Below are 21307 nucleotides of genomic sequence, written 5' to 3' on the forward strand. Positions count from 1 at the left end.
CCAACCATGAGTAGAGTTGTTATAACAGGCATGGGAATTTATTCCTGCATTGGTCAAAATTTAGACGAGGTAAAAAAATCGTTATATAACGGCACATCAGGCATTGTTTTCGACGATAAACGAGTACCTTTCGGATACCGTTCTTGCCTAACAGGCATGGTCGACGAGCCCAATTTAAAAAGCCACTTAACCCGAAGACAACGCATTAGCTTAGGCGAAGAAGGCACTTATGCCTACATGGCAACTATTGAAGCTTTAGAAAACGCAAAAATAACTCAAGACTACCTAAATAATAATGAAGTTGGCATCCTTTACGGAAACGACAGTACAGCTAAATCTGTTATAGAATCTGTTGATAAAATTAGAGAAAAAAAAGACACCACTTTAGTTGGTTCTGGCTCTATTTTTAAAGGTATGAATTCTACAATTACCATGAATTTGTCGACTATTTTCAAACTCACCGGTATCAATTTTACTATAAGCGCAGCTTGCGCTAGTGGCTCACACGCTATAGGCATGGCTTACCAACTTATAAAAAGCGGCTTACAAGACTGTATTATTTGTGGTGGCGCACAAGAAATTAACGAACTTGCTATGGGCAGTTTTGATGGCTTAGGCGTATTCTCGGCAAATACCGCAGACCCTTCAAAAGCCTCTCGACCGTTCGATAAAAACCGTGATGGATTAATTCCAAGTGGTGGTGGCGCAACCCTAGTGGTAGAGAGTTACGAATCGGCTGTAAAAAGAGGCGCTCCTATTTTAGGAGAAATCATTGGTTATGGGTTTTCATCAAACGGCGAGCATATTTCAACACCCAATGTAGACGGACCATCACGAGCTATGAATAAAGCGATTAAACAAGCTAACATCCCTATTAGTAGTATAGACTACGTCAATGCTCACGCCACTTCAACACCAGTTGGCGACAGCAACGAAGCTAAAGCTATTTTTAATGTTTTTGGCGAAAATGGTCCATATGTAAGCTCCACTAAATCCATGACAGGCCACGAATGTTGGATGGCAGGAGCCAGTGAAGTCATCTATTCTATGCTTATGATGCAACATTCATTTATTGCACCAAATATCAATTTAGAAACTCCAGACGAAGACGCCGCCAAATTAAATTTAGTGAGTAAAACCCTAGATAAAAAAATTGATGTATTTTTGTCCAATTCTTTTGGATTTGGAGGGACAAATTCAGCATTAATAATAAAAAAACTATAGTACCGATATGGAAAAAGAGGTTATTATTGAAAAAATAAACGACTTTCTTATAGATGAATTTGAAGTGGAATCAGATGACATATTACCTGAAGCCAATTTAAAAGAAACCTTAGAACTAGACAGTTTAGACTTTGTAGATTTAGTAGTTGCTATCGAAGCTAACTTTGGCGTAAAGCTCGTTGGAGAAGATTTTGTAAACGTGGTAACACTTCAAAATTTTTACGACCTTATTGAAAATAAATTAAGCTAAATTTTTACTTAAACTGAATGACTACGGAATGGGAAGGCAAGTCTAGAGGTTCGGTTTTAGGATATAAAATATTTGTGTTTTGTATCAAAAACCTCGGCTTACGCACTGCTTATTTCGTACTTATATTTGTGGCCTTTTACTTTTGTTTTTTCGCAAGTAAAAGCACTAAATCTATTTATTATTACTTTCGAAAACGACGTAAAAACTCAAGACTAAAAAGTGTTTTGAGGGTTTACAAAAGTTATTTTGTTTTCGGGCAAACCATAATTGATAAAATAGCGATTTCATCGGGTTTACGAAACAAATTCACCTATCATTTTGATGGTGTAGAATTATTAAACAATATTCTAAGAGCTAAAAAAGGCGGCATTTTTATTAGTGCCCATGTTGGAAATTTCGAAATTGCCGAATACTTTTTAAACGAGCTCGAAGAAAACATCACCATCAGTTTATTAACAACCGATACCGAACATAGCGATATTAAGGCCTATCTAGAAAGTGTAACCTCAAAATCGAACATTAAATTCATCATTATAAAAGATGATTTATCACATATTTTCGAAATAAATGCCGCCTTGTCTCGAAATGAAATTATTTGCATTACAGGTGATCGCTACGTAAAACCATCAAAAACGTTAACGCATAATCTATTGGAACAAAAAGCAGATTTCCCTGCAGGCCCATTTTTACTAGGATCGCGATTAAAAGTACCGGTAATTTTTGTTTACGTGATGAAAGAAACCACGAAACACTACCATCTTTACGCTAGGCAAGCCGAAGTAAAACATCGCGATCACAACGCTTTATTGCAATCGTATACCGAAAGTTTAGAATGGATACTAAAGAAACACCCTTTACAATGGTTTAATTATTTTGATTTCTGGAACGACTTAAAAGACTAACAATAGCATGAATATACTTAAAGAACCGATTACAGATCAAAATATAATTCTCAAGTTAATTCCACAGCGCTCACCTATTATTATGGTAGATGCCTTATTGTCTTTTAACGATACCAAAGTTGTTTCTGGCTTAACCATTACTAGCGACAATATGTTTGTACAAAATGGTTACCTTACCGAGCCAGGCCTTATTGAACATATGGCGCAAACTGTGGCACTTTATACAGGCTATCATTTTTATATTCAAAACATACCAGCACCCGAAGGATATATTGGCGCCATAAAAGGCGTTCATATTGAAAAACTTCCGAAGGTGAATATGCAAGTTAAAACCGAGGTCGAAATTTTACAAGAAGTTATGGGCGTCACCTTAGTTAAAGGAACAACCACCTTAAACGGCGATATTATTATGACAGCCCAAATGAAAACGGTTTTAAAAAAAGAAGCATAAATGGCATCTAGAAAAAAAGATAACACCCTCGAAACATCACTAAAAGTAAACCACGACATTAGAGTGCGCTTTAATGAAACGGATGCTTTAGGTATTGTTTGGCATGGTTATTATATTCATTATTTCGAAGATGGACGCGAAGCTTTTGGTAGAAAACACGGCATTTCTTACCTCGATACTAAAGCACAAGGTTACGTAACACCTATTGTAAAATCGACCTGCGAACACAAATTACCTTTACGTTATGGCGATGTGGCAACCATAGAAACCACATATATTAATTCGCCTGCAGCAAAACTGATTTTTAGATATAATATTTTCAATGCTGAAAAACAACTGGTTTGCACCGGAGAAACCATTCAGGTTTTTGTGGACGATAATAACAATTTATCACTCGCTCTTCCTCCTTTTATTGAAGCTTGGAAAGCTAAAAACGATCTATTATAAAACACTATGACAGACGTTTTTATTACAGCTGATAATATTATTTCCCCACTTGGTTTTACTTCCGAAGCTAACATTTCGGAAATCACTCAAGAACATTCAGGTATTGCCCTGCATGATGATATCAGTGCATCTCCATGTTATGCATCTATTATAAATACTGAAAAACTAAACAACGCTTTCTCTAAAATTGGAGACAGTACGGCATTTACCAAACTAGAAAAAATGATGATTTTGTCTTTACAAGACACTATCTCCCAAACGCATTTCCCTATTTCCGACAGAACCGCTTTAATTATAGCCACAACCAAAGGAAATATCGATGCCTTAAATAATAATTTTAAACCAGAACGTGCCTATTTACCTGCTTTAGCCGAAAAAATAAAAACGTTCTTCGGATTTAAAAACGAACCCATTATTATTTCTAACGCTTGCGTTTCAGGAATTTTAGCCATTGCTGTAGCCAAACGATTTATCCAAAATAATTTTTACGATAACGCTTTTGTTGTTGGCGGAGATATTGTTTCAGAATTTACCTTATCCGGTTTTCAGTCGTTTCAAGCCATTAGCGAACAACCTTGCAAACCTTTTTCAAAAAACCGAACAGGTATTACTATTGGAGACGCAGCAGCTTCCGTTGCCATTTCAAAAGAAAAAATAAAAACCAATAATATTCAGGTTATTGGCGATGGTTCATGTAACGATGCTAATCATATTTCAGGACCTTCACGAACTGGCGAAGGACTATATTTAAGCATTCTTTCAGCATTAAAAGAAGCCAAAATAACACCTGAATCTGTCGATTATATTTCAGCTCACGGCACAGCGACTATGTTTAACGACGAGATGGAAGCCATTGCCTTCAACCGTGCAAAACTAGAAAAAGCACCCTTGAATAGTTTAAAAGGTTATTACGGACACACCTTAGGCGCATCGGGCTTACTTGAAGCCATTGTAGGGTTTCATTCCATGAAAAACAACACGCTTTACACCTCCTTAGGTATCGATGAATTAGGCGTTTCCATGCCAATAAATATTATTAAAAAGCAAACAAAAACCGAGATAAACACCTTTTTAAAAACCGCTTCAGGGTTTGGTGGCTGCAACACAGCGGTTCTATTTAAAAAAATAAAATCGTGAAACAGTCTCTAAACATCGTCGGCTATTGCCATATAAAAAACCATACAATTTCAGTTAATGGGCAATCGGTTATTTCCAAAGATTCTGAACTTTCATTTGCTGATTTTTCAAAACAAATTTATAAAGAAAAACAACTGACTTATCCAAAATTTTTCAAAATGGACAACCTTTGTAAACTCGCTTTTTTGGCTTCGGAATTTCTATTTCAACACAGCGCAACAGACGAAATTACCAAAGAAAACATGGGCATTGTGCTATCTAACACCTCAGCAAGTTTAGATACCGACCGAAAATACCAAGATACTATAATCGACAAAGAAAATTACTTTCCAAGTCCGGCCGTATTTGTTTACACCCTAGCCAATATCGCGATTGGAGAAATCAGTATTAGACATCAAATAAAAGGAGAAAACGCATTTTTTGTTTCAGAAAATTTCAACGAAACCCTTTTAGAACAGTATGCCACAAGCTTAATTTCCAACAAAAAAAGCAGTCATATTCTATGTGGTTGGGTTGATTTTGATGGCGATAATTACCATGCATTTATGTACCTTGTGGCAAAAGAAGGCGCATTTCCTCATTCAAAAGAATTTATTAAAAACATATATAACGAAAATTAATGGACGCATTAAAAACAGAACTTAAAGAAAGCATCATTGAGCAATTAAACTTAGAAGATTTTAGCGTGGAAGACATTGCTGATGATGATGCCTTATTTGGCGACGGATTAGGACTAGATTCTATCGATGCTTTAGAACTTATTGTGATGCTCGATAAAGATTATGGCATTAAACTTACCGATCCAAACGAAGGTAAAGCCGTTTTTGAATCTATTGCTGTTTTAGCCACATACATCACTGAACACCGCACAAAATAAGATGATTCAGAACCGTGTTGCCATAACTGGAATGGGTATTATTTCTTCTATAGGAAACACTGTAGAAGCCAATTTGCATGCGCTTTTAAATGAAAAAAAAGGCATTGCTCCTATTGTAAATATTGAAACACGCCACAAAGACGACATTAAAGTTGGCGAGATTTTACAAACCAACGCACAATTAGCCGAAAGTTTAAATCTCCCCCAAAACAACACCTATTCTCGAACCGCTTTGTTAGGTTGCATTGCTGCGAAACAAGCCTTAAAACAGGCCAACATTAACGATATAAAGGCCTTTAGAACAGGTTTAATATCATCGACCAGTGCTGGAGGTATGGATATGACGGAAAAACACTTTCAGAAGTATCAATCAAATCCAGAAAGTAGAAAATTTATCAGCAGTCATCATGCCGTAGATAGCACCGAAAAAATTGCAGAATACTTAGGCATCACCGAATTCTCCACAACCATTAGTACTGCATGTTCGTCGGCAGCAAATGCCATTATGTTGGGCGCAAGACTTATAAAATCTGGACAACTAGACCGCGTAATTGTGGGAGGAACCGATGGTTTGGCGAAATTTACAATTAACGGTTTTAAAACTTTAATGATTTTATCAGATTCCGACTGCACACCTTTTGATGCCAACAGAAAAGGATTAAATTTAGGTGAAGCTGCCGCCTATTTAGTTTTAGAATCTGACGCCTTAGTAAAACATGACAACAAAGCCGTTTTGGGCTATTTAGCTGGTTATGGTAATGCCAACGACGCCTTTCATCAAACGGCATCGTCAGAAAATGGCGAAGGTGCTTTTTTAGCCATGTCGAAAGCATTGGATGTTGCGCAACTTGCTCCAGAACACATTAGTTATATTAACGCCCATGGCACGGCAACACCAAATAACGATTTATCCGAAGGCCAAGCTATAAAACGTATTTTCGGATACGCTATTCCAGATTTCAGCTCGACAAAAGCCTTTACAGGACACACTTTAGCAGCTGCTGGCGCCATTGAAGCAGTATATTCCGTTTTAGCGCTTCAGAATAATGTGATGTTTCCAAATTTGAATTTTAAAACAGCCATTCCAGAACTCAACATACTGCCTGTTACCAAAGTCACCGAAAAACCAATAGATTACGTCCTTTCCAATTCCTTTGGTTTTGGAGGAAATTGTTCAACACTCATATTTTCTAAAACGCCATGAAACCTTTTTACATCAATAGTTCGGCTTCCATTTCGGCACAAGATACTTTAGAGGCTTCTCATTTTTTAGAAGACATTATTTCTGTTGAAGAAAAATTAGCAAGAGCCATTCATCCCAACTATAAAACATTTATAAGCCCCATTGCCAGCAGACGTATGGCCACAGGTGTAAAAATGGGAATTGCCACAGCCAAAACGGCACTTGAAGCTGCACAATTAAACATGCCTGATGCCATTATCACCGGTACAGGAATGGGCTGTATTGAAGATTCTGAAAAATTTTTAAACGCCATTATTGATAACGATGAACAATTTCTAACGCCTACATCGTTTATACAATCTACACATAACACCGTTGGCGCTCAAATTGCGCTTACGCTAAAATGCAAAGGCTATAACGTCACTTATGTACATGGCGCGGTTTCGTTTGAGTCCGCTTTACTAGACGCCCAACTCATGCTACATGAAAATGCTGCAAACACGATTTTAGTAGGCGGTACAGACGAATTAGGGAAACAATTTATAAATGATATCGTGCTTGCGGAAGCTGAAGAAAACAAGCCTATTACAACGCCTTTCGGTGAAGGCGCACATTTTTTCACTTTATCATCTTCAAAAGAGAATACAAGTTTTTGTAATCTGAAAGGTTTAAAAATTTTCAATAAAGCAACTACGGAAACTATTGAAAACAAAGTGGAAGGCTTCTTAAAAGAAAACGATTTAACATCAGAAGATATCGATGCTATCATACTTGGAAAAAACGGTGATGCCTTTGATCTTTTATATCAAACTTTACAAAATTCGATTTTTAAAAACACACCTCAACTACATTACAAACACCTTTGTGGTGAATTTTTCACGGCTTCTGCTTTTGGGTTTTGGGCGGCGACAAACATCATAAAACAGCAATCTATTCCTAAGGTTTTAAAGCTGAATTCCGAAGAAAAATCAAGTTATAAAACCATTTTACTTTACAACCAATTTAAAGGTAAACAACATAGTTTCACCTTACTCACTTCATGTTAAAATTTAAAAACATAAACGGTTTATTTATTATTTTAGGTCTTGCTTTGCTTCTTTGTAATACCTTTATAACAGTGCCTATCTATGTATTTATCGCGCTCTTTTTTTGTTGGTTTATTATTACTAGTATTGGAAGTTTCAACATCACCTGGAATTATCACTTAGAAGCTTTCAATTCAAAAAAAAACCATAAAGAAAAACAAATCGCCATCACTTTTGACGATGGACCAAACAGTGATTTTACACCAAAAATTTTAGATCTTCTGAAAAAACACAATGCTAAAGCGACCTTCTTTTGCATTGGAAAACAGATCAAAAACCATCCAGAAATTATAAAGCAAATTTCAGCAGCTGGGCATAGCATTGGCAATCACACGTATTCTCATGCTCAAATGTTCGATTTCTATGGAAAACAAAAAGTGATTGATGAAATAAACAAAACCGATGCCCTTATTTCTTCCATCCTAAATAAAAAAATGAATCTGTTTCGTCCACCATACGGAGTTACTAATAGAGCTATTACTAAAGCGCTAAAACAGACAAGACACCACGTTATTGGTTGGAATATCCGCTCATTAGACACCGTGAAAACCGATGAAAAAGCCATTCTAGATAGAATTATAAAAAACATTACACCCGGCTCGGTGATTTTACTACATGATTCAAAAGAAATTACGGTACGTGTTTTGGAACAATTGTTGCTATTTTTGCAGGAGAACGACTATCAAGCCATTACTGTCGATGCCCTATTTAATATTGAAGCTTATGCGTAACATATTTATTATCCTTTTAGTTTGTTTTGGAAGTCAGCTTTCAACAGCACAAACACCCTTAACTTCGGTAGAAATCAACGCTTTTAAAATGGGTGTCGCCGAATTAGATCGCAACACAAAAACCATTGTCAGCGATTTTACTCAATATAAACATTTAAGTTTTTTAAATAACGATATTAAAACCGACGGAAAACTAGTTTTTAAGATTCCGAATGCCGTAAAATGGGAATATACTTCGCCCTATAAATACAGTGTTATTTTTAAGGACGACAAATTACTTATTGACGATGAAGGCGACAAAACCAAGATAGATATTGGTACAAACAAAATGTTTAAAAGCTTAAACAGCTTAATTTCAAATAGTGTAAAAGGCAATATGTTTGACGATGATACTTTCGAAATTTCTTATTTTAAAGTAGCCGATTATTACTTGATCACATTTATTCCGAAAGATGAAAGCATGCATCAATTTATTGCGAAATTCGAATTGCATTTTAATATTAAAACCCATGATGTTTTAGAAGTGAAAATCATAGAGCCTTCGGAAGATTACACCAAAATTGTATTCAAAAATAAAACCAGAAACACGGCTGTAAATGATGAGGTTTTTAACAACTAGTTTATTATTTCTTTTGCTATTATCCGGTTGTGCCGTAAGTACGATTAAAGGACTTCCTGAAACCGAAACTCAAATTGAAACTTTTTCAAACCCATATTTTTCAAACCCAACAACCGATTATGTTTATAAGGCCAAAATTAACGCCTTTAAAAATGTTTTTGGTGGCATATTGATTATTAAAAAAATTAAAGAAAACAACCACAGAGTAGTCTTTACAACCAATTTTGGAAATAAAATTTTCGATTTCGAACTAGACAACAATCAAGTAACAACTCATTTTGTTTTAAAAGAATTGGATCGGAAAATTATATTAAACACGCTACAACGTGATTTTAAAACTCTGATACAAGAACATCATCCGGTTTTAAAAACCTACGACAGCGGAGAAAACCTCATCTATCAATCGAAGTCCATAAAACGATTTAATCATTTTGAAGTTTCTAAAAAAAGCGGGATACTCACTAAAATCACACACACCTCACGTTCTAAAGAAAAAGTGATTATTACATTCAGTAAAACTGAAAATTATTTAGCGCGCCACATTATTATCGATCATAAAAATGCACCTATTAAAATTGCATTAGACTATTTAAACAGCAATTAATTATCAGCTTATTGCTTTCAATTCAGTATAATATTCCGCATTTTTGCACCTCTAACAACAACAACTAACCAACCATGAAAAAATCGTTTTTATTTTTAATCACACTCTTGTCTTTTACCTTTTTAAATGCCCAAGTTGAAATAAACCCAGGCTTGAAAGGCGGACTAAACCTTGCTAGCTTAACCAACCTTGATTATAATGGGCTTGCACAAACTGAACGCTTAAAAAGCTTCCATATCGGCGCAACGGTATCGTTCAAATTTGCCGATTTTTACACATTACAACCCGAATTACTATTCTCAAAACAAGGCATTGACTATAAACCACAAGGCTCTACAAAAAGATTTACAACAGAACTTAATTATTTATCTATTCCTGTAAACAACAAATTTTATATTGGTTCAAGCGGTATTAATCTTCAAATTGCGGCCATTATCGATATATTATTAAGTCATGAAAACGTAGAATCACCACAAGGCTTCGATATTGCTTTAGCGCCTGCTATTGCTTACGATTTGCCTAGTGGCGTGAGTTTTTCTATTGGTTACAAACAAGGTTTAACTGATTTATTTGGGAGAAATGTAAATACCGGAAATGGTTATGAAGACACGGATGTTAGCAATTTAGTTTTAAATAACGTGATCCAATTTAGTGCTTCTTACCAATTCGATCTATAAAAGATGATGTTAATTAAAGATTTCTATAAAATACAAGCAACTCGGAATGTAGACGCGAATACTATTCATGTCACTATTCTTCTGAATAAAAACCATGATGTTTTTAATGGTCATTTTCCAGGAAACCCAATAACACCAGGAGTTTGTATGATTCAAACCATAAAAGAAATCACGCAAGATCATGTTGAACGCAACTTGTTTTTACAAGGGATTTCTAACGTAAAATTTACGGCTTTAATTAACCCACACATAAATCCTGAACTCGTTTTAGAGCTTTCTATAATTGAAGAAAACAATACGGTTAAGGTGAAAAATATCACTAAATTTACCAATGGTACCATTGCCTTAAAATGCAATGGCACATTTATAACAAATACCGAATTGGTTTAAAATTCCTAGACCGAATTCTACTTTAAAAATGGAGGAAACAGTAACAAAACATAAACTGAACAGCCTGAAATGTTGTGTTATTGTACCCACCTACAACAACGAAAAAACATTAGAACGGGTTTTAAACGGCGTACTTAACCACACCGAAAACCTCATTATTGTTAACGACGGTTCTACTGATAGCACCGCCCATATCCTAAAAGCATATACAAGCCACGAACAAATTCATTTTACAGAAAATAAAGGCAAAGGTAAAGCGCTACGTGCTGCGTTTAAACATGCTGAAAGTTTAGGCTACCATTACGCACTTACTATAGATTCGGATGGGCAACATTTCCCTGAAGACATTCCCATATTCATCAATACACTTGAAGCTTCAGAAAACAAGAATCTTTTGCTTATTGGTGCTCGAAATATGGACCAAGACAGCGTTCCTAAAAAGAGTAGTTTTGGTAATAAGTTTTCTAATTTTTGGTTTTGGGCTGAAACGGGCATCAAACTCCAAGACACACAATCTGGTTTTCGTCTTTACCCAATTGAACAACTTAAAAAACTAAAATTTTTCACTTCAAAATTCGAGTTTGAAATAGAAGTTATAGTAAAAGCTGCCTGGCAAGATATTAGCGTTAGAAATATCCCGATTCAGGTTTTATATGATGAAACCGAACGTGTATCGCATTTTAGACCATTTAAAGATTTCACCCGTATCAGTATTTTAAATACTTGGCTGGTCATTCTTACCCTTTTATATATTAAACCACGAAACGTTTTTAGAGCATTAAAAAAAAAAGGATTTAAACGTTTTATAGTTGAAAATTTTCTAGGCATAAACGATTCCGCAGAAAAAAAGGCATTATCTGTTGCTTTAGGTGTTTTTATTGGACTTACGCCACTTTGGGGATTTCACACCGTTATTGTTATTTTCTTGGCCTTAACTTTTAAACTGAATAAAACCATCGCTTTTATTTCATCTAATGTGAGCATGCCTCCACTCATTCCATTTGTTATTTATGGCAGTTTTAAAATTGGAAACTTTGTTTTAGGAGAAAATATAACCTTTAACTTTACAGATAACGACACAAGTAGCGACATTCTAAACCATTTGAAAATTTATATTATTGGCAGCTTAAGCCTTGCCGTAATTTCATCTGTCGTTTTAGGATTATTATGTTATTTTATATTTTTACTTTTTACGAAGAAAAAAGGAACCGAAGCCCATGGATAACTTCTTTTACAAAATATACCTGCATTTTAATTCTAAAAAAGCCATTGGTTTTGGAGTTTTAACCCTCTTGTTCGTAATACTTGGTTTTGTGGCTTCAAAAATTGAATTTGAAGAAGATATCACTAAACTTATCCCCACCAACGCTGAAAACTCTGAATTTCAAAAGGTTTTAAAAAACGTCAACTTTACCGATAAAATTATTGTTAATATCAGTCGTAGCGAAACAGGTTCAGTGGATGATTTAACTGCATACGCTGCTCAGTTTATCGATAGTATAAAAGCATCATCTGGCAATTACATCAAACAAATTCAAGGTCGTGTAGAAGATGCTGAAATAAAAAACACAGCAGATTTCATCTATCAAAATTTACCATTATTTTTAAATGAAACAGATTATGAAACCCTAGCTAATAAAATTGAAAAAGATAGTATTGATGCTATTACCTTAAAGAATTACAAAACCCTTATTTCGCCTTCCGGAATTGTCGCTAAAGATTTTATTTTGAAAGATCCGCTAGGCATTTCATACATCGCACTAAAAAAACTACAAGAGTTAAGTTTTGGTGAAGATTTTATACTTCAAAACGGCTTTTTGGTCAGTAAAAACAAACAGCATATTTTACTCTTTATAACACCTGCTTTAGATGCGAATGAAACTTCAGAAAACACCAAATTTGTAGAAAACTTATACGATACAGGTACCAAATTAAATGAAATTTTTAAAGGTAAAGCCCAAAGCGAATATTTTGGTGGCACCTTAATTGCCGTGGCCAACGCCAACCAGATAAAAAGTGATATTACGCTAACCATTAGTATTGCTTTAAGCATCCTTTTACTCATTTTTGTTTTGTTTTACAAAAAGCTAACAGTCCCTATAATTTTATTTATTCCGACGATCTTTGGCGGACTTTTAGCTATTGCTTTTCTGTTTTTATTTCGTGAAAAAATATCGGCTATCTCCTTAGGTATTGGCTCAATTTTATTGGGTGTTACTTTAGATTATTCTTTACACATCCTCACACATATCCGAAGCAATAACAACATAAAACATTTATATCAGGAGATTTCTAAACCCATTTTAATGAGTAGTCTCACCACGGCTTTGGCATTTTTGTGTTTACTATTCATCAACTCCCAAGCCTTACAAGATTTGGGTGTTTTTGCCGCCATTAGCGTTATGGGTTCGTCATGTTTTGCGTTACTTTTTATTCCGCAGGTATATCATGAACAATCTAAAAAACGTAAAAAAAGTACAATTTTAGATAAATTAGCCTCTTATAATATTCACAAAAACAAATGGGCCATTATTGGTTTGCTGCTACTCTGTTTTGGTAGTTTATTTACTTATAACACGGTTGTTTTCAATAACGACTTAAGTGAAATGAATTACATGCCAGCAGATGCAAAAACCGCCGAGTTAAACCTGGATAAACTTATTAACAGCACATCAAAATCCATTTATATTGCCGCTTATGGCACTTCTGAAGAAAACACCTTACAGGTTAATGATAGCATCCTAAAAAAACTACAACGCCTAAAAGCCGATAACCAAATTATCAACTACAGTTCTATTGGTACTTTTGTACATTCAAAAGCCCAACAAAATGCACAAATTGATCGCTGGAATACCTTTTGGGACAAAAATACCATTGAAACCACCACAGAAAACCTTATTGAAAGCGGCAAGCCTCTAGGTTTTAAACCTGAAACCTACCATAAATTCTACACGCTTTTAAACACCACATTTAAACCTTTAGAAATTGACGCTTATAAAGCCATAAACACGTTTTCGGTAAGTGATTATATTGCCACAAAAGATAATTACACCACCATTACCACTTTGGTGAAAGTTGAAAATAGCGATGCCATAACCGAAGCTTTTAAAGACGATTCGCAAACCTTATTAATTGACCGAAAACAAATGAACGAGACATTTTTAGGCAATCTAAAAAATGATTTCAACAGCTTAATTGGTTATTCCCTAATTGTGGTTATCTTAATTTTACTAATCTTTTACAAAAGCTTTTCGCTCACTTTAGTTACTGGCATCCCCATTTGTTTAACGTGGTTGCTAACCATCGGGATTATGGGTTTATTCCACTTAGAATTTAATATTTTTAACATTATTATTTCCACCTTTATTTTTGGTTTAGGTATAGATTACAGCATTTTCATCACCAATGGTTTATTACACGAGTACCGCACGGGCGAAAAATCGTTGGCCACGCATAAAACCTCTATTTTATTATCTGTAATCACCACTATCTTAGGTGTTGGCGTTTTGATTTTCGCAAAACATCCTGCATTATATTCCATATCAGTAGTTTGCTTAATTGGTATTTTATCAGCTGTTTTAATCGCTTTTACTATTCAACCTTTATTATTTAAACTATTTATAGGGAATAATCAAAAACGTCCTATTTCGTTTAGACTATTACTACATTCCATTGTATCATTTACATACTTTGGTTTGGGTGGTATTTTGCTCTCGTTGTTTAGTGTTACGATATTGAAAATTATCCCCCTTCCGAAGAAAACCAAGATGAAATGGTTTCATATCACCATTTCAAAATTTATGAAATCGGTACTTTACACACACCTTTTTCTAGTTAAAAAGGTGATTAACTCACATCAAGAAGATTTTAAAAAGCAGGCGATAATTATCGCAAATCACACTTCTTTTTTAGATATTTTAGCAATTGGCATGCTACACCCAAAAATTATTTTCTTGGTAAACGATTGGGTTTACAACTCCCCCGTTTTTGGTAAAGCCGTACAATTAGCTGGTTTTTATCCCGTTTCGAGCGGCATTGAAAACGGCTTAGATCATTTGAAAAAGAAAGTAGAACAAGGTTATACTTTAATGGCTTTCCCGGAAGGCACACGCTCTAAAACCAACAAGATAAAACGTTTTCATAAAGGTGCTTTTTACCTAGCGGAACAGTTTAAACTCGATATTATCCCAGTGCTTATTCATGGTAATTCCGAAGTAATTCCGAAAGGTGAATCTATGATTAGAGACGGTCACATCACTTTAAAAATATTACATCGTATTACCCCAAACGATACACGTTTTAGTACAAGCTACTCAAAACGGGCCAAACAAATTGGGGCGTATTTTAGAGCAGAGTTTAGTACTTTCAGAAAAGAAAAAGAAAGTCCGAGTTACTTTCACGCCATGCTTTTAGACGATTTTAGATATAAAGGTGATGCGCTTTTCAAACATGTTAAAACCGACATTAAAACCAACCAAGACCTTTACCAAACGGTATTAAATGCGGTTGGAGAAAAAGATACCGTTGTCCATTTATCGAACACCAATGGGCAACTCGACTTTTTACTCGCCTTACATGCGGTAGACCGAAACCTAGTTTCTTATATTGAAAAACCAAGCAACCGCATCATATTCAAAAACAGTTTTATCACTAATAAAAACAACATTCATTGTATCGATGCTGTGGAAGATTTAGTGGTATTTAAAGCAGATACATTAATTATCAATCAAGTGAATATTGCAAAAAATGAATTACAAGCCCTGATGTATTCCGAATTAAAAAACATCATTGTATTACATGGAGATGCTTTGGTTTCAATCCTAAAGAAATTCGATTTAGGTTTCGAATGCACACTTCAAAATAAAAATATTACTATCTTAACAAAACAGGTAAATAAAGCATGAAATCACATTACGATGTCGTAGTCATAGGAAGCGGTTTGGGCGGTTTAGTGTCTGCCAATATTTTAGCCAAAGCAGGCTATAGCGTTTGTGTTTTGGAGAAAAACAACCAATACGGTGGAAATTTACAAACCTTTGTACGCGACAAAACTATTTTTGATACCGGCGTGCATTATATTGGTGGTTTAAACGAAGGCCAAAACCTATATCAGTACTTTAAATACCTCGATATTATAGACGATTTAAGTTTGAAAAAACTAGATGAAGATGGTTTTGACATTGTGACTTTTGAAGGCGACCCTAATGAATACAAGCATGCTCAAGGTTATGATAATTTCATAAAACAACTAGTTATTCAATTTCCTGAAGAAGAAAAAGCCATTATTACATATTGCGATAAGGTGAAAGATGTTTGCGATAAATTTCCTTTATATGGTTTAAAACACGGGAAACCTTATTACGAAAACAGTAATATTTTCAGTTTAAAAGCAAAAGAATATATCGATTCTATAACCGATAACACAAAATTACGTGCCGTACTTGCCGGCACCAACTATTTGTATGCTGGCGATGCCGACCGCACACCTTTTTACGTGCATGCCCTAACTATAAACTCCTATATTGAAAGCGCTTACCGCTGTATTAATGGAGGCAGCCAGATTTCTAAAATTTTAATTCGTCGTTTAAAAGAACATGGTGGCGACGCTTTTAAACATCATGAGGTGGTTAAATTCAATTTTGAAGACAAAGATATTTCATCAGTAATTACAAAAAACGGTAAAGAAATTAAAGGCGATTTATTTATTTCAAACATAGAACCAAAGCTCACTATTAAACTGGTTGGTGAAGATAAATTCAAGAAAATTTACACCAAAAGAATTAATAAAATTGAAAGTATTATTGCTGGTTTTAGCCTGTATATTGTCCTTAAACCGAATACATTTAAATATCAGAATAAAAATTTCTACCATATAAAAGATGCCGATAAAATTTGGGATGGCCAAGATTATACTCCTGAAAGTTGGCCTGAAGGCTATATGGCATCCATGGGAATTAATAAAAAAACCGATGTTTGGGGCGAAAGCTTAACCGTGATGACCTACATGCGCTATGAAGAAATGGCGCCTTGGGAAAACACATATAATACCGTTGCCAATAAAAATGAGAGAGGACAAACTTATGAAGAATTTAAAGCCGAAAAAGCCGAAATACTTATTGTAGAATTAGAGAAAAAATTCCCTAATATTCGCGATTGCATTCAAGAAACATACACCTCGACCCCCTTATCTTATCGTGATTATATTGGTTCTAACCGAGGGTCTATTTATGGCTACGTTAAAGATGCGAATAAACCACTAGCTTCCTTTGTATCGCCACGTACCAAAGTAAAAAACCTCCTCCTAACCGGACAAAGTTTAAATATGCACGGTATTTTAGGTGTTACTATTGGAGCGGTGTTAACCTGTTCTGAAATTCTTGGAATGGAGCCTTTATTGAATAACATATTAGAAGCCAACAAACCTGAATAACACATAAAAATGAGCTTGAGGATATTTAATTTAGGAATGCTTTTTTTGTTTTTAGGACTAACGTCTTGCGGCATTTCTAAATCTTTACATGATATTCCCGATGTTAGCGCTTATAATTCCAGTATTCCGGAACGCATTAAAATTTCCGATTCCGCCTATACTTTAGGCAAAAATAACCTCAGTAAAAACAAACAAGGTTTATGGGAGCTTTATGTTGAAGGCAATCCTCTTGAACGTGGTTTAATTACAGGAAGTCTCACCGAAGAGCTCTTCCATTTCCAAGAACACGCCTTTTTATCTAAGGTAGACGAACTCGTACCATCAAAATCAAAACAAGCAATTTTACGACGATTTTTAGCTTGGTTTAACCGCCAATTATACCTCAATGTTCCGCTAGAATACAAAACCGAAATTTACGGACTTTCAAAATACGCATCTCCAAAATACAACCATATTGCCGACCCCTATTTACGTATTTTATATTTGCATGGCGCTCACGATATTGGTCATGCCTTGCAAGATTTAGCCTTGGTAGGTTGCTCCTCTTTTGCAGCTTGGGGCGACAAAACTGAAGACGGCAGCTTAATTATTGGTCGTAATCTCGATTTTTACGCTGGAGACGAATTTGCTAAAGAAAAAATAATCTCGTTTGTAAACCCCACGGAAGGTTACAAATTTATGTCGGTTACTTGGGCAGGCATGATTGGCGTGGTTTCAGGCATGAACGAACACGGACTTACAGTGAGTATAAATGCCGGAAAATCACAAATCCCGCTAATTGCCAAAACCCCCATTTCTATTTTAAATCGAGAAATATTACAGTACGCTACTACGATAGATGAGGCAATTGCTATTGCAAAAAAGCGTCAAGTATTTGTATCCGAATCTATTTTTATTGGCAGTGCAAAAGATAAAAAAGCGGCGATTATTGAAGTATCTCCAACCAATTTTGGAGTTTATGAAGTTTTAAATGAAAACCAATTAATATGTTCCAATCATTTTCAAAGTAACGCTTACGCGGAAGACAAAAAAAACCAAAAACACATTGCTGAAAGTCATTCGCAATACCGCTATCAACGCATGGAAGAATTACTAAATCAGCAACCAAAAATAACACCTCAAATTGCGGTTGATATTCTAAGAAACAAAGACGGTTTAAACAATAAATCTATTGGTTATGGTAACGAAAAAGCGCTAAATCAATTATTAGCACATCACGCTATCGTTTTCAAACCCGAACAACGTTTGGTTTGGGTATCGTCTAACCCCTATCAATTGGGCGAATTTGTAGCTTACGACCTTAATGCCATTTTTAAAAACCCAAATAAACTATCGCTTGCCAACACGGCTTTAAACATTGAAAAAGATCCGTTCCAGTTTACTCAAGCCTATCGCGATTATCAAACGTACAGAACGATACGAGCTCAAGTGCTTTCAGCAATAAAAAACAACGAAACATTAACACCTGAAATACTTTCAGAGTTAAGAAATAAAAACCCAGAATACTGGGAAGCCTATTATTTAGTTGGAAAATATTACTACGAAAAAGGGTATTATACAGCATCACTAAATGCCTTTAAAAAAGCCAAAACCAAAGAAATCACCACAGTTCCCGACCAACAAGACGTTGACAAATACATTAAAAAGTTAAAACGAAAGTTAGCCCTATGATTCCAGATATAGAACACGCATCGCAAACCGAAATCAAGGCCTTTCAGGTCGACAAGCTAAAAACTCTTTTGGAGTATTTAAATACTCATTCTGTTTTTTACAAGCGCTTGTTTAGAACACATCAAATTGATATTAAAAACATCAATACGCTTGAAGATTTAACGGCTATTCCTACCACCACAAAAGATGATTTACAGTTGTATAACGACGATTTTATGTGTGTGCCGAAAAATAAAATTATAGATTACGTAACTACTTCGGGTACCTTAGGCGAACCTGTGATTTTTGGCTTAACCGATAACGATTTGGAGCGTTTAGCTTATAACGAAGCTATTTCTTTTGCTTGTGCTGGTATTGGAACGAACGACGTTATTCAACTAATGACTACCATTGACCGCCGCTTTATGGCAGGATTGGCTTATTTTTTAGGGGCTAGAAAATTGGGCGCAGGTATTATTCGTGTTGGAAATGGAATTCCAGAATTGCAATGGGATTCTATTTTAAAATTTAAACCTACCTATATTATTGCGGTACCGTCGTTTTTATTGAAACTTATTGAATATGCAAAACAGCATAATATTGATCCGAATACCTCTGGAATCAAAGGCGCTATTTGCATTGGTGAACCACTTAGGCATCAAGATTTTTCGCTAAACACCTTATCAGAAAAAATAAAACAAGACTGGAATATCGAGCTGTTTTCAACCTACGCTTCTACCGAAATGAATACGGCTTTTACTGAATGTAGTCAACAACAAGGTGGCCACGAACATCCAGAATTAATTATTACCGAAATTTTAGACGATAACAACCTACCTGTGTCCGAAGGCGAAGCTGGCGAATTAACCATTACCACGCTTGGTCTTGAAGGCATGCCGTTACTCCGTTTTAAAACCGGTGATATTGTAAAAGCTCACAATACTCCCTGCAATTGCGGCCGAAACACCACCCGTTTAGGCCCTGTTATTGGTAGAAAAAAACAGATGATAAAATATAAAGGCACCACGATTTATCCGCCCGCCATGCATAATGTTTTAAATGACTTTAGCGAAGTAGATTCTTATGTTATCGAACTATCACACAATAGTATTGGGACCGATGAAATTCTTATAAAAATAGCTACAGCAGAACCTACAGATATTTTACTTCAGAATATAAAAAATCATTTTAGAGCCAAATTAAGAGTATTACCAAAAATTGAATTTTGCAACAAAAAAGATATTCAGAAACTACAATTCCCGAAAATGAGTAGAAAACCAGTAATGGTTATTGATAAGCGGAAGTAAGTTTGAGGTTATTGATAATGTAAACAAACTAAACCAAAATATATTTATTTTTAAAATTCATTTAACTATTTCAAGACTCCGTTTGAAAGCAACATAACATTTACAAAAAAAATAATGTAACTTAAGCTATAGAAAATGAACTAATTTTAACAAAAAAAAAGGTGAATTCAGGAGATTCAACCTCTTTAAGAAAGTATTACAATTCTGCATAAAGGTAAAAAAACATGGTAAAAAATCGTAAAATTATGGTAAAGTATTGTACATTTGCACCAACAGTACACACCACGCTACCCATAAGCACAGCGTCCCAGGGTGTGTCTTTTGCTTTATATAGGTTATTGTTCTTGTCAAACCTTACACCTAATCTTTAATATATGTTTGACAAAAAACCGTTTACACTTCCACAACAAGTAAAACAATTACAAGATCGTGGCTTAACAATTAAGCACCCACGAATTGCAGAAAAATACCTTATTAACATTAGTTATTACAGATTAGGAGAGTATTGGTATGTGATGCAATCTGATAAAGAAAACCATATCTTCAAACCTAATAGTAAATTTGAAGATGTCATAGCTTTATACAATTTTGATGCAGAACTACGATTATTACTCTTTGATGTTATAGAGAAGATAGAAATTAGCCTACGCACCAAATTGATTTATCATTTATCTCACGAAATTAACCCTTGGTGGTTTCAAAACTTCGATCTATTTAACGATAGTAAAGCACTAGTTAAAACACTATCAAATTTAGAAATAGAAATTGAGCGCACTAAAGACGAATCCATAAAGAAGCATCTTAAAAAACATAAAGATGACAAAAGGTTTCCTCCTGCATGGAAATCATTAGAGCAAACAAGCTTTGGAACCTTATCTAAGCTATATGGCAACTTAAAACATACCGTAAAATCAAAAGATTTAATAGCTATTGAGTTTGGAGCTGTTAACCACACCTTCTTACCTAGTTGGCTACAGTCCATAGCAGTAATCCGTAATTATTGTGCACATCATTCACGTTTATGGAATAGAAATCTTCCTAGTACGGTAAAATTATTGTCTAAACCACCAAAACCTTGGATTTTAGATTCCATTAATGTACCTAAACAGCACGAGTTTTCAAAATTGTATGTTCATATGTGTTTAATGCGCTATATGCTAAATACTATTCTACCTAGAAATGAATTTAGTATTAAGCTAAATAATTTATTTGAAAAATACCCAAATGTAGATCCAGATGCATTAGGCATGAAACCAAAATGGCAAGAAGAACCCCTTTGGAAGTAAATTACTAGTAAAAACGAATAATGGAATACATTAACATTTAGATTGGTAAACTAAAGT

Annotated in this window: 21 protein-coding genes; all 21 read left to right on the forward strand. The window is 34.9% G+C overall.

Going from position 1 to position 21307, the window contains the following annotated elements:
• Positions 1-6 precede the first annotated feature (6 nt).
• The 21 genes from QWY92_RS05395 to QWY92_RS05495 all read left to right on the forward strand — a co-directional run bounded on the left by QWY92_RS05395 (position 7) and on the right by QWY92_RS05495 (position 21250).
• Entirely contained in the window at positions 7-1224 is a 1218-nt protein-coding gene (locus tag QWY92_RS05395) for a beta-ketoacyl-[acyl-carrier-protein] synthase family protein (RefSeq protein WP_290269124.1), read from the forward strand.
• Between the two features lie 7 nt (positions 1225-1231).
• Complete coding sequence (locus tag QWY92_RS05400; RefSeq protein ID WP_290269125.1) at positions 1232-1474, forward strand: phosphopantetheine-binding protein; 243 nt, start codon at positions 1232-1234, stop codon at positions 1472-1474.
• A gap of 17 nt (positions 1475-1491) precedes the next feature.
• Positions 1492-2376: a lysophospholipid acyltransferase family protein gene (locus tag QWY92_RS05405; protein WP_290269126.1), complete on the forward strand. Its 885-nt coding sequence runs from the start codon at positions 1492-1494 to the stop codon at positions 2374-2376.
• Between the two features lie 7 nt (positions 2377-2383).
• On the forward strand, positions 2384-2827 hold the full coding sequence (locus QWY92_RS05410; RefSeq protein ID WP_290269128.1) for a hotdog family protein: 444 nt from the start codon (positions 2384-2386) through the stop codon (positions 2825-2827).
• Positions 2828-3274 carry an acyl-CoA thioesterase gene (locus QWY92_RS05415; RefSeq protein WP_290269130.1) on the forward strand — a complete coding sequence of 149 codons (447 nt, stop codon included), beginning with the start codon at positions 2828-2830 and terminating at the stop codon, positions 3272-3274.
• Positions 3275-3280: 6 nt separating this feature from the next.
• On the forward strand, positions 3281-4411 hold the full coding sequence (locus QWY92_RS05420; RefSeq protein WP_290269132.1) for a beta-ketoacyl-[acyl-carrier-protein] synthase family protein: 1131 nt from the start codon (positions 3281-3283) through the stop codon (positions 4409-4411).
• Positions 4408-5031 carry a 3-oxoacyl-ACP synthase gene (locus QWY92_RS05425; RefSeq protein ID WP_290269134.1) on the forward strand — a complete coding sequence of 208 codons (624 nt, stop codon included), beginning with the start codon at positions 4408-4410 and terminating at the stop codon, positions 5029-5031. Before QWY92_RS05420 ends, QWY92_RS05425 begins: the two co-directional genes overlap by 4 nt.
• On the forward strand, positions 5031-5288 hold the full coding sequence (locus tag QWY92_RS05430) for a phosphopantetheine-binding protein (RefSeq protein ID WP_290269136.1): 258 nt from the start codon (positions 5031-5033) through the stop codon (positions 5286-5288). The genes QWY92_RS05425 and QWY92_RS05430 overlap by 1 nt, the downstream gene beginning before the upstream one ends.
• A gap of 4 nt (positions 5289-5292) precedes the next feature.
• On the forward strand, positions 5293-6492 hold the full coding sequence (locus QWY92_RS05435) for a beta-ketoacyl-[acyl-carrier-protein] synthase family protein (RefSeq protein WP_290269991.1): 1200 nt from the start codon (positions 5293-5295) through the stop codon (positions 6490-6492).
• Positions 6489-7517: a beta-ketoacyl synthase chain length factor gene (locus QWY92_RS05440; RefSeq protein ID WP_290269138.1), complete on the forward strand. Its 1029-nt coding sequence runs from the start codon at positions 6489-6491 to the stop codon at positions 7515-7517. The genes QWY92_RS05435 and QWY92_RS05440 overlap by 4 nt, the downstream gene beginning before the upstream one ends.
• A complete protein-coding gene (locus QWY92_RS05445; RefSeq protein ID WP_290269141.1) occupies positions 7511-8287 on the forward strand; it encodes a polysaccharide deacetylase family protein in 777 nt (258 codons plus the stop codon). Before QWY92_RS05440 ends, QWY92_RS05445 begins: the two co-directional genes overlap by 7 nt.
• Complete coding sequence (gene lolA2 / locus QWY92_RS05450) at positions 8280-8906, forward strand: flexirubin biosynthesis/transport protein LolA2 (RefSeq protein ID WP_290269142.1); 627 nt, start codon at positions 8280-8282, stop codon at positions 8904-8906. Before QWY92_RS05445 ends, lolA2 begins: the two co-directional genes overlap by 8 nt.
• Positions 8884-9510, forward strand: coding sequence for a flexirubin biosynthesis protein LolB2 (gene lolB2 / locus QWY92_RS05455; protein ID WP_290269144.1), 627 nt, complete (start codon positions 8884-8886; stop codon positions 9508-9510). Before lolA2 ends, lolB2 begins: the two co-directional genes overlap by 23 nt.
• 74 nt (positions 9511-9584) lie before the next feature.
• The gene (locus tag QWY92_RS05460) at positions 9585-10187 is read left to right on the forward strand and encodes an outer membrane beta-barrel protein (protein ID WP_290269147.1); all 603 of its coding nucleotides are present in this window, start codon (positions 9585-9587) and stop codon (positions 10185-10187) included.
• A gap of 3 nt (positions 10188-10190) precedes the next feature.
• The gene (locus QWY92_RS05465) at positions 10191-10577 is read left to right on the forward strand and encodes an ApeI family dehydratase (RefSeq protein ID WP_336622088.1); all 387 of its coding nucleotides are present in this window, start codon (positions 10191-10193) and stop codon (positions 10575-10577) included.
• 28 nt (positions 10578-10605) lie between these two features.
• Positions 10606-11802, forward strand: coding sequence for a DUF2062 domain-containing protein (locus QWY92_RS05470; RefSeq protein WP_290269148.1), 1197 nt, complete (start codon positions 10606-10608; stop codon positions 11800-11802).
• A complete protein-coding gene (locus QWY92_RS05475; RefSeq protein ID WP_290269149.1) occupies positions 11795-15481 on the forward strand; it encodes an MMPL family transporter in 3687 nt (1228 codons plus the stop codon). Before QWY92_RS05470 ends, QWY92_RS05475 begins: the two co-directional genes overlap by 8 nt.
• Positions 15478-17007 carry a phytoene desaturase family protein gene (locus QWY92_RS05480; RefSeq protein ID WP_290269151.1) on the forward strand — a complete coding sequence of 510 codons (1530 nt, stop codon included), beginning with the start codon at positions 15478-15480 and terminating at the stop codon, positions 17005-17007. The genes QWY92_RS05475 and QWY92_RS05480 overlap by 4 nt, the downstream gene beginning before the upstream one ends.
• 9 nt (positions 17008-17016) lie before the next feature.
• Entirely contained in the window at positions 17017-18678 is a 1662-nt protein-coding gene (locus QWY92_RS05485) for a C45 family autoproteolytic acyltransferase/hydrolase (RefSeq protein WP_290269152.1), read from the forward strand.
• Positions 18675-19964: a flexirubin biosynthesis putative acyl-CoA ligase FlxY gene (gene flxY / locus QWY92_RS05490; RefSeq protein WP_290269153.1), complete on the forward strand. Its 1290-nt coding sequence runs from the start codon at positions 18675-18677 to the stop codon at positions 19962-19964. Before QWY92_RS05485 ends, flxY begins: the two co-directional genes overlap by 4 nt.
• Before the next feature lie 374 nt (positions 19965-20338).
• On the forward strand, positions 20339-21250 hold the full coding sequence (locus tag QWY92_RS05495; RefSeq protein WP_290269155.1) for an Abi family protein: 912 nt from the start codon (positions 20339-20341) through the stop codon (positions 21248-21250).
• Positions 21251-21307 lie beyond the last annotated feature (57 nt).

It is taken from the genome of Algibacter miyuki (assembly GCF_030409805.1).
Taxonomy (GTDB): domain Bacteria; phylum Bacteroidota; class Bacteroidia; order Flavobacteriales; family Flavobacteriaceae; genus Algibacter; species Algibacter miyuki.

Bases quoted from the DNA above. Each gene is read 5' to 3' on its own strand.
- lolA2 (WP_290269142.1), top strand. From the start codon at position 8,280: ATGCGTAACATATTTATTATCCTTTTAGTTTGTTTTGGAAGTCAGCTT.
- QWY92_RS05415 (WP_290269130.1), top strand. From the start codon at position 2,828: ATGGCATCTAGAAAAAAAGATAACACCCTCGAAACATCACTAAAAGTA.
- QWY92_RS05460 (WP_290269147.1), top strand. From the start codon at position 9,585: ATGAAAAAATCGTTTTTATTTTTAATCACACTCTTGTCTTTTACCTTT.
- lolB2 (WP_290269144.1), top strand. From the start codon at position 8,884: ATGATGAGGTTTTTAACAACTAGTTTATTATTTCTTTTGCTATTATCC.
- QWY92_RS05400 (WP_290269125.1), top strand. From the start codon at position 1,232: ATGGAAAAAGAGGTTATTATTGAAAAAATAAACGACTTTCTTATAGAT.
- QWY92_RS05470 (WP_290269148.1), top strand. From the start codon at position 10,606: ATGGAGGAAACAGTAACAAAACATAAACTGAACAGCCTGAAATGTTGT.
- QWY92_RS05405 (WP_290269126.1), top strand. From the start codon at position 1,492: ATGACTACGGAATGGGAAGGCAAGTCTAGAGGTTCGGTTTTAGGATAT.
- QWY92_RS05430 (WP_290269136.1), top strand. From the start codon at position 5,031: ATGGACGCATTAAAAACAGAACTTAAAGAAAGCATCATTGAGCAATTA.
- QWY92_RS05440 (WP_290269138.1), top strand. From the start codon at position 6,489: ATGAAACCTTTTTACATCAATAGTTCGGCTTCCATTTCGGCACAAGAT.
- QWY92_RS05480 (WP_290269151.1), top strand. From the start codon at position 15,478: ATGAAATCACATTACGATGTCGTAGTCATAGGAAGCGGTTTGGGCGGT.
- QWY92_RS05485 (WP_290269152.1), top strand. From the start codon at position 17,017: ATGAGCTTGAGGATATTTAATTTAGGAATGCTTTTTTTGTTTTTAGGA.
- QWY92_RS05395 (WP_290269124.1), top strand. From the start codon at position 7: ATGAGTAGAGTTGTTATAACAGGCATGGGAATTTATTCCTGCATTGGT.
- QWY92_RS05445 (WP_290269141.1), top strand. From the start codon at position 7,511: ATGTTAAAATTTAAAAACATAAACGGTTTATTTATTATTTTAGGTCTT.
- flxY (WP_290269153.1), top strand. From the start codon at position 18,675: ATGATTCCAGATATAGAACACGCATCGCAAACCGAAATCAAGGCCTTT.
- QWY92_RS05420 (WP_290269132.1), top strand. From the start codon at position 3,281: ATGACAGACGTTTTTATTACAGCTGATAATATTATTTCCCCACTTGGT.
- QWY92_RS05410 (WP_290269128.1), top strand. From the start codon at position 2,384: ATGAATATACTTAAAGAACCGATTACAGATCAAAATATAATTCTCAAG.
- QWY92_RS05475 (WP_290269149.1), top strand. From the start codon at position 11,795: ATGGATAACTTCTTTTACAAAATATACCTGCATTTTAATTCTAAAAAA.
- QWY92_RS05465 (WP_336622088.1), top strand. From the start codon at position 10,191: ATGATGTTAATTAAAGATTTCTATAAAATACAAGCAACTCGGAATGTA.
- QWY92_RS05495 (WP_290269155.1), top strand. From the start codon at position 20,339: ATGTTTGACAAAAAACCGTTTACACTTCCACAACAAGTAAAACAATTA.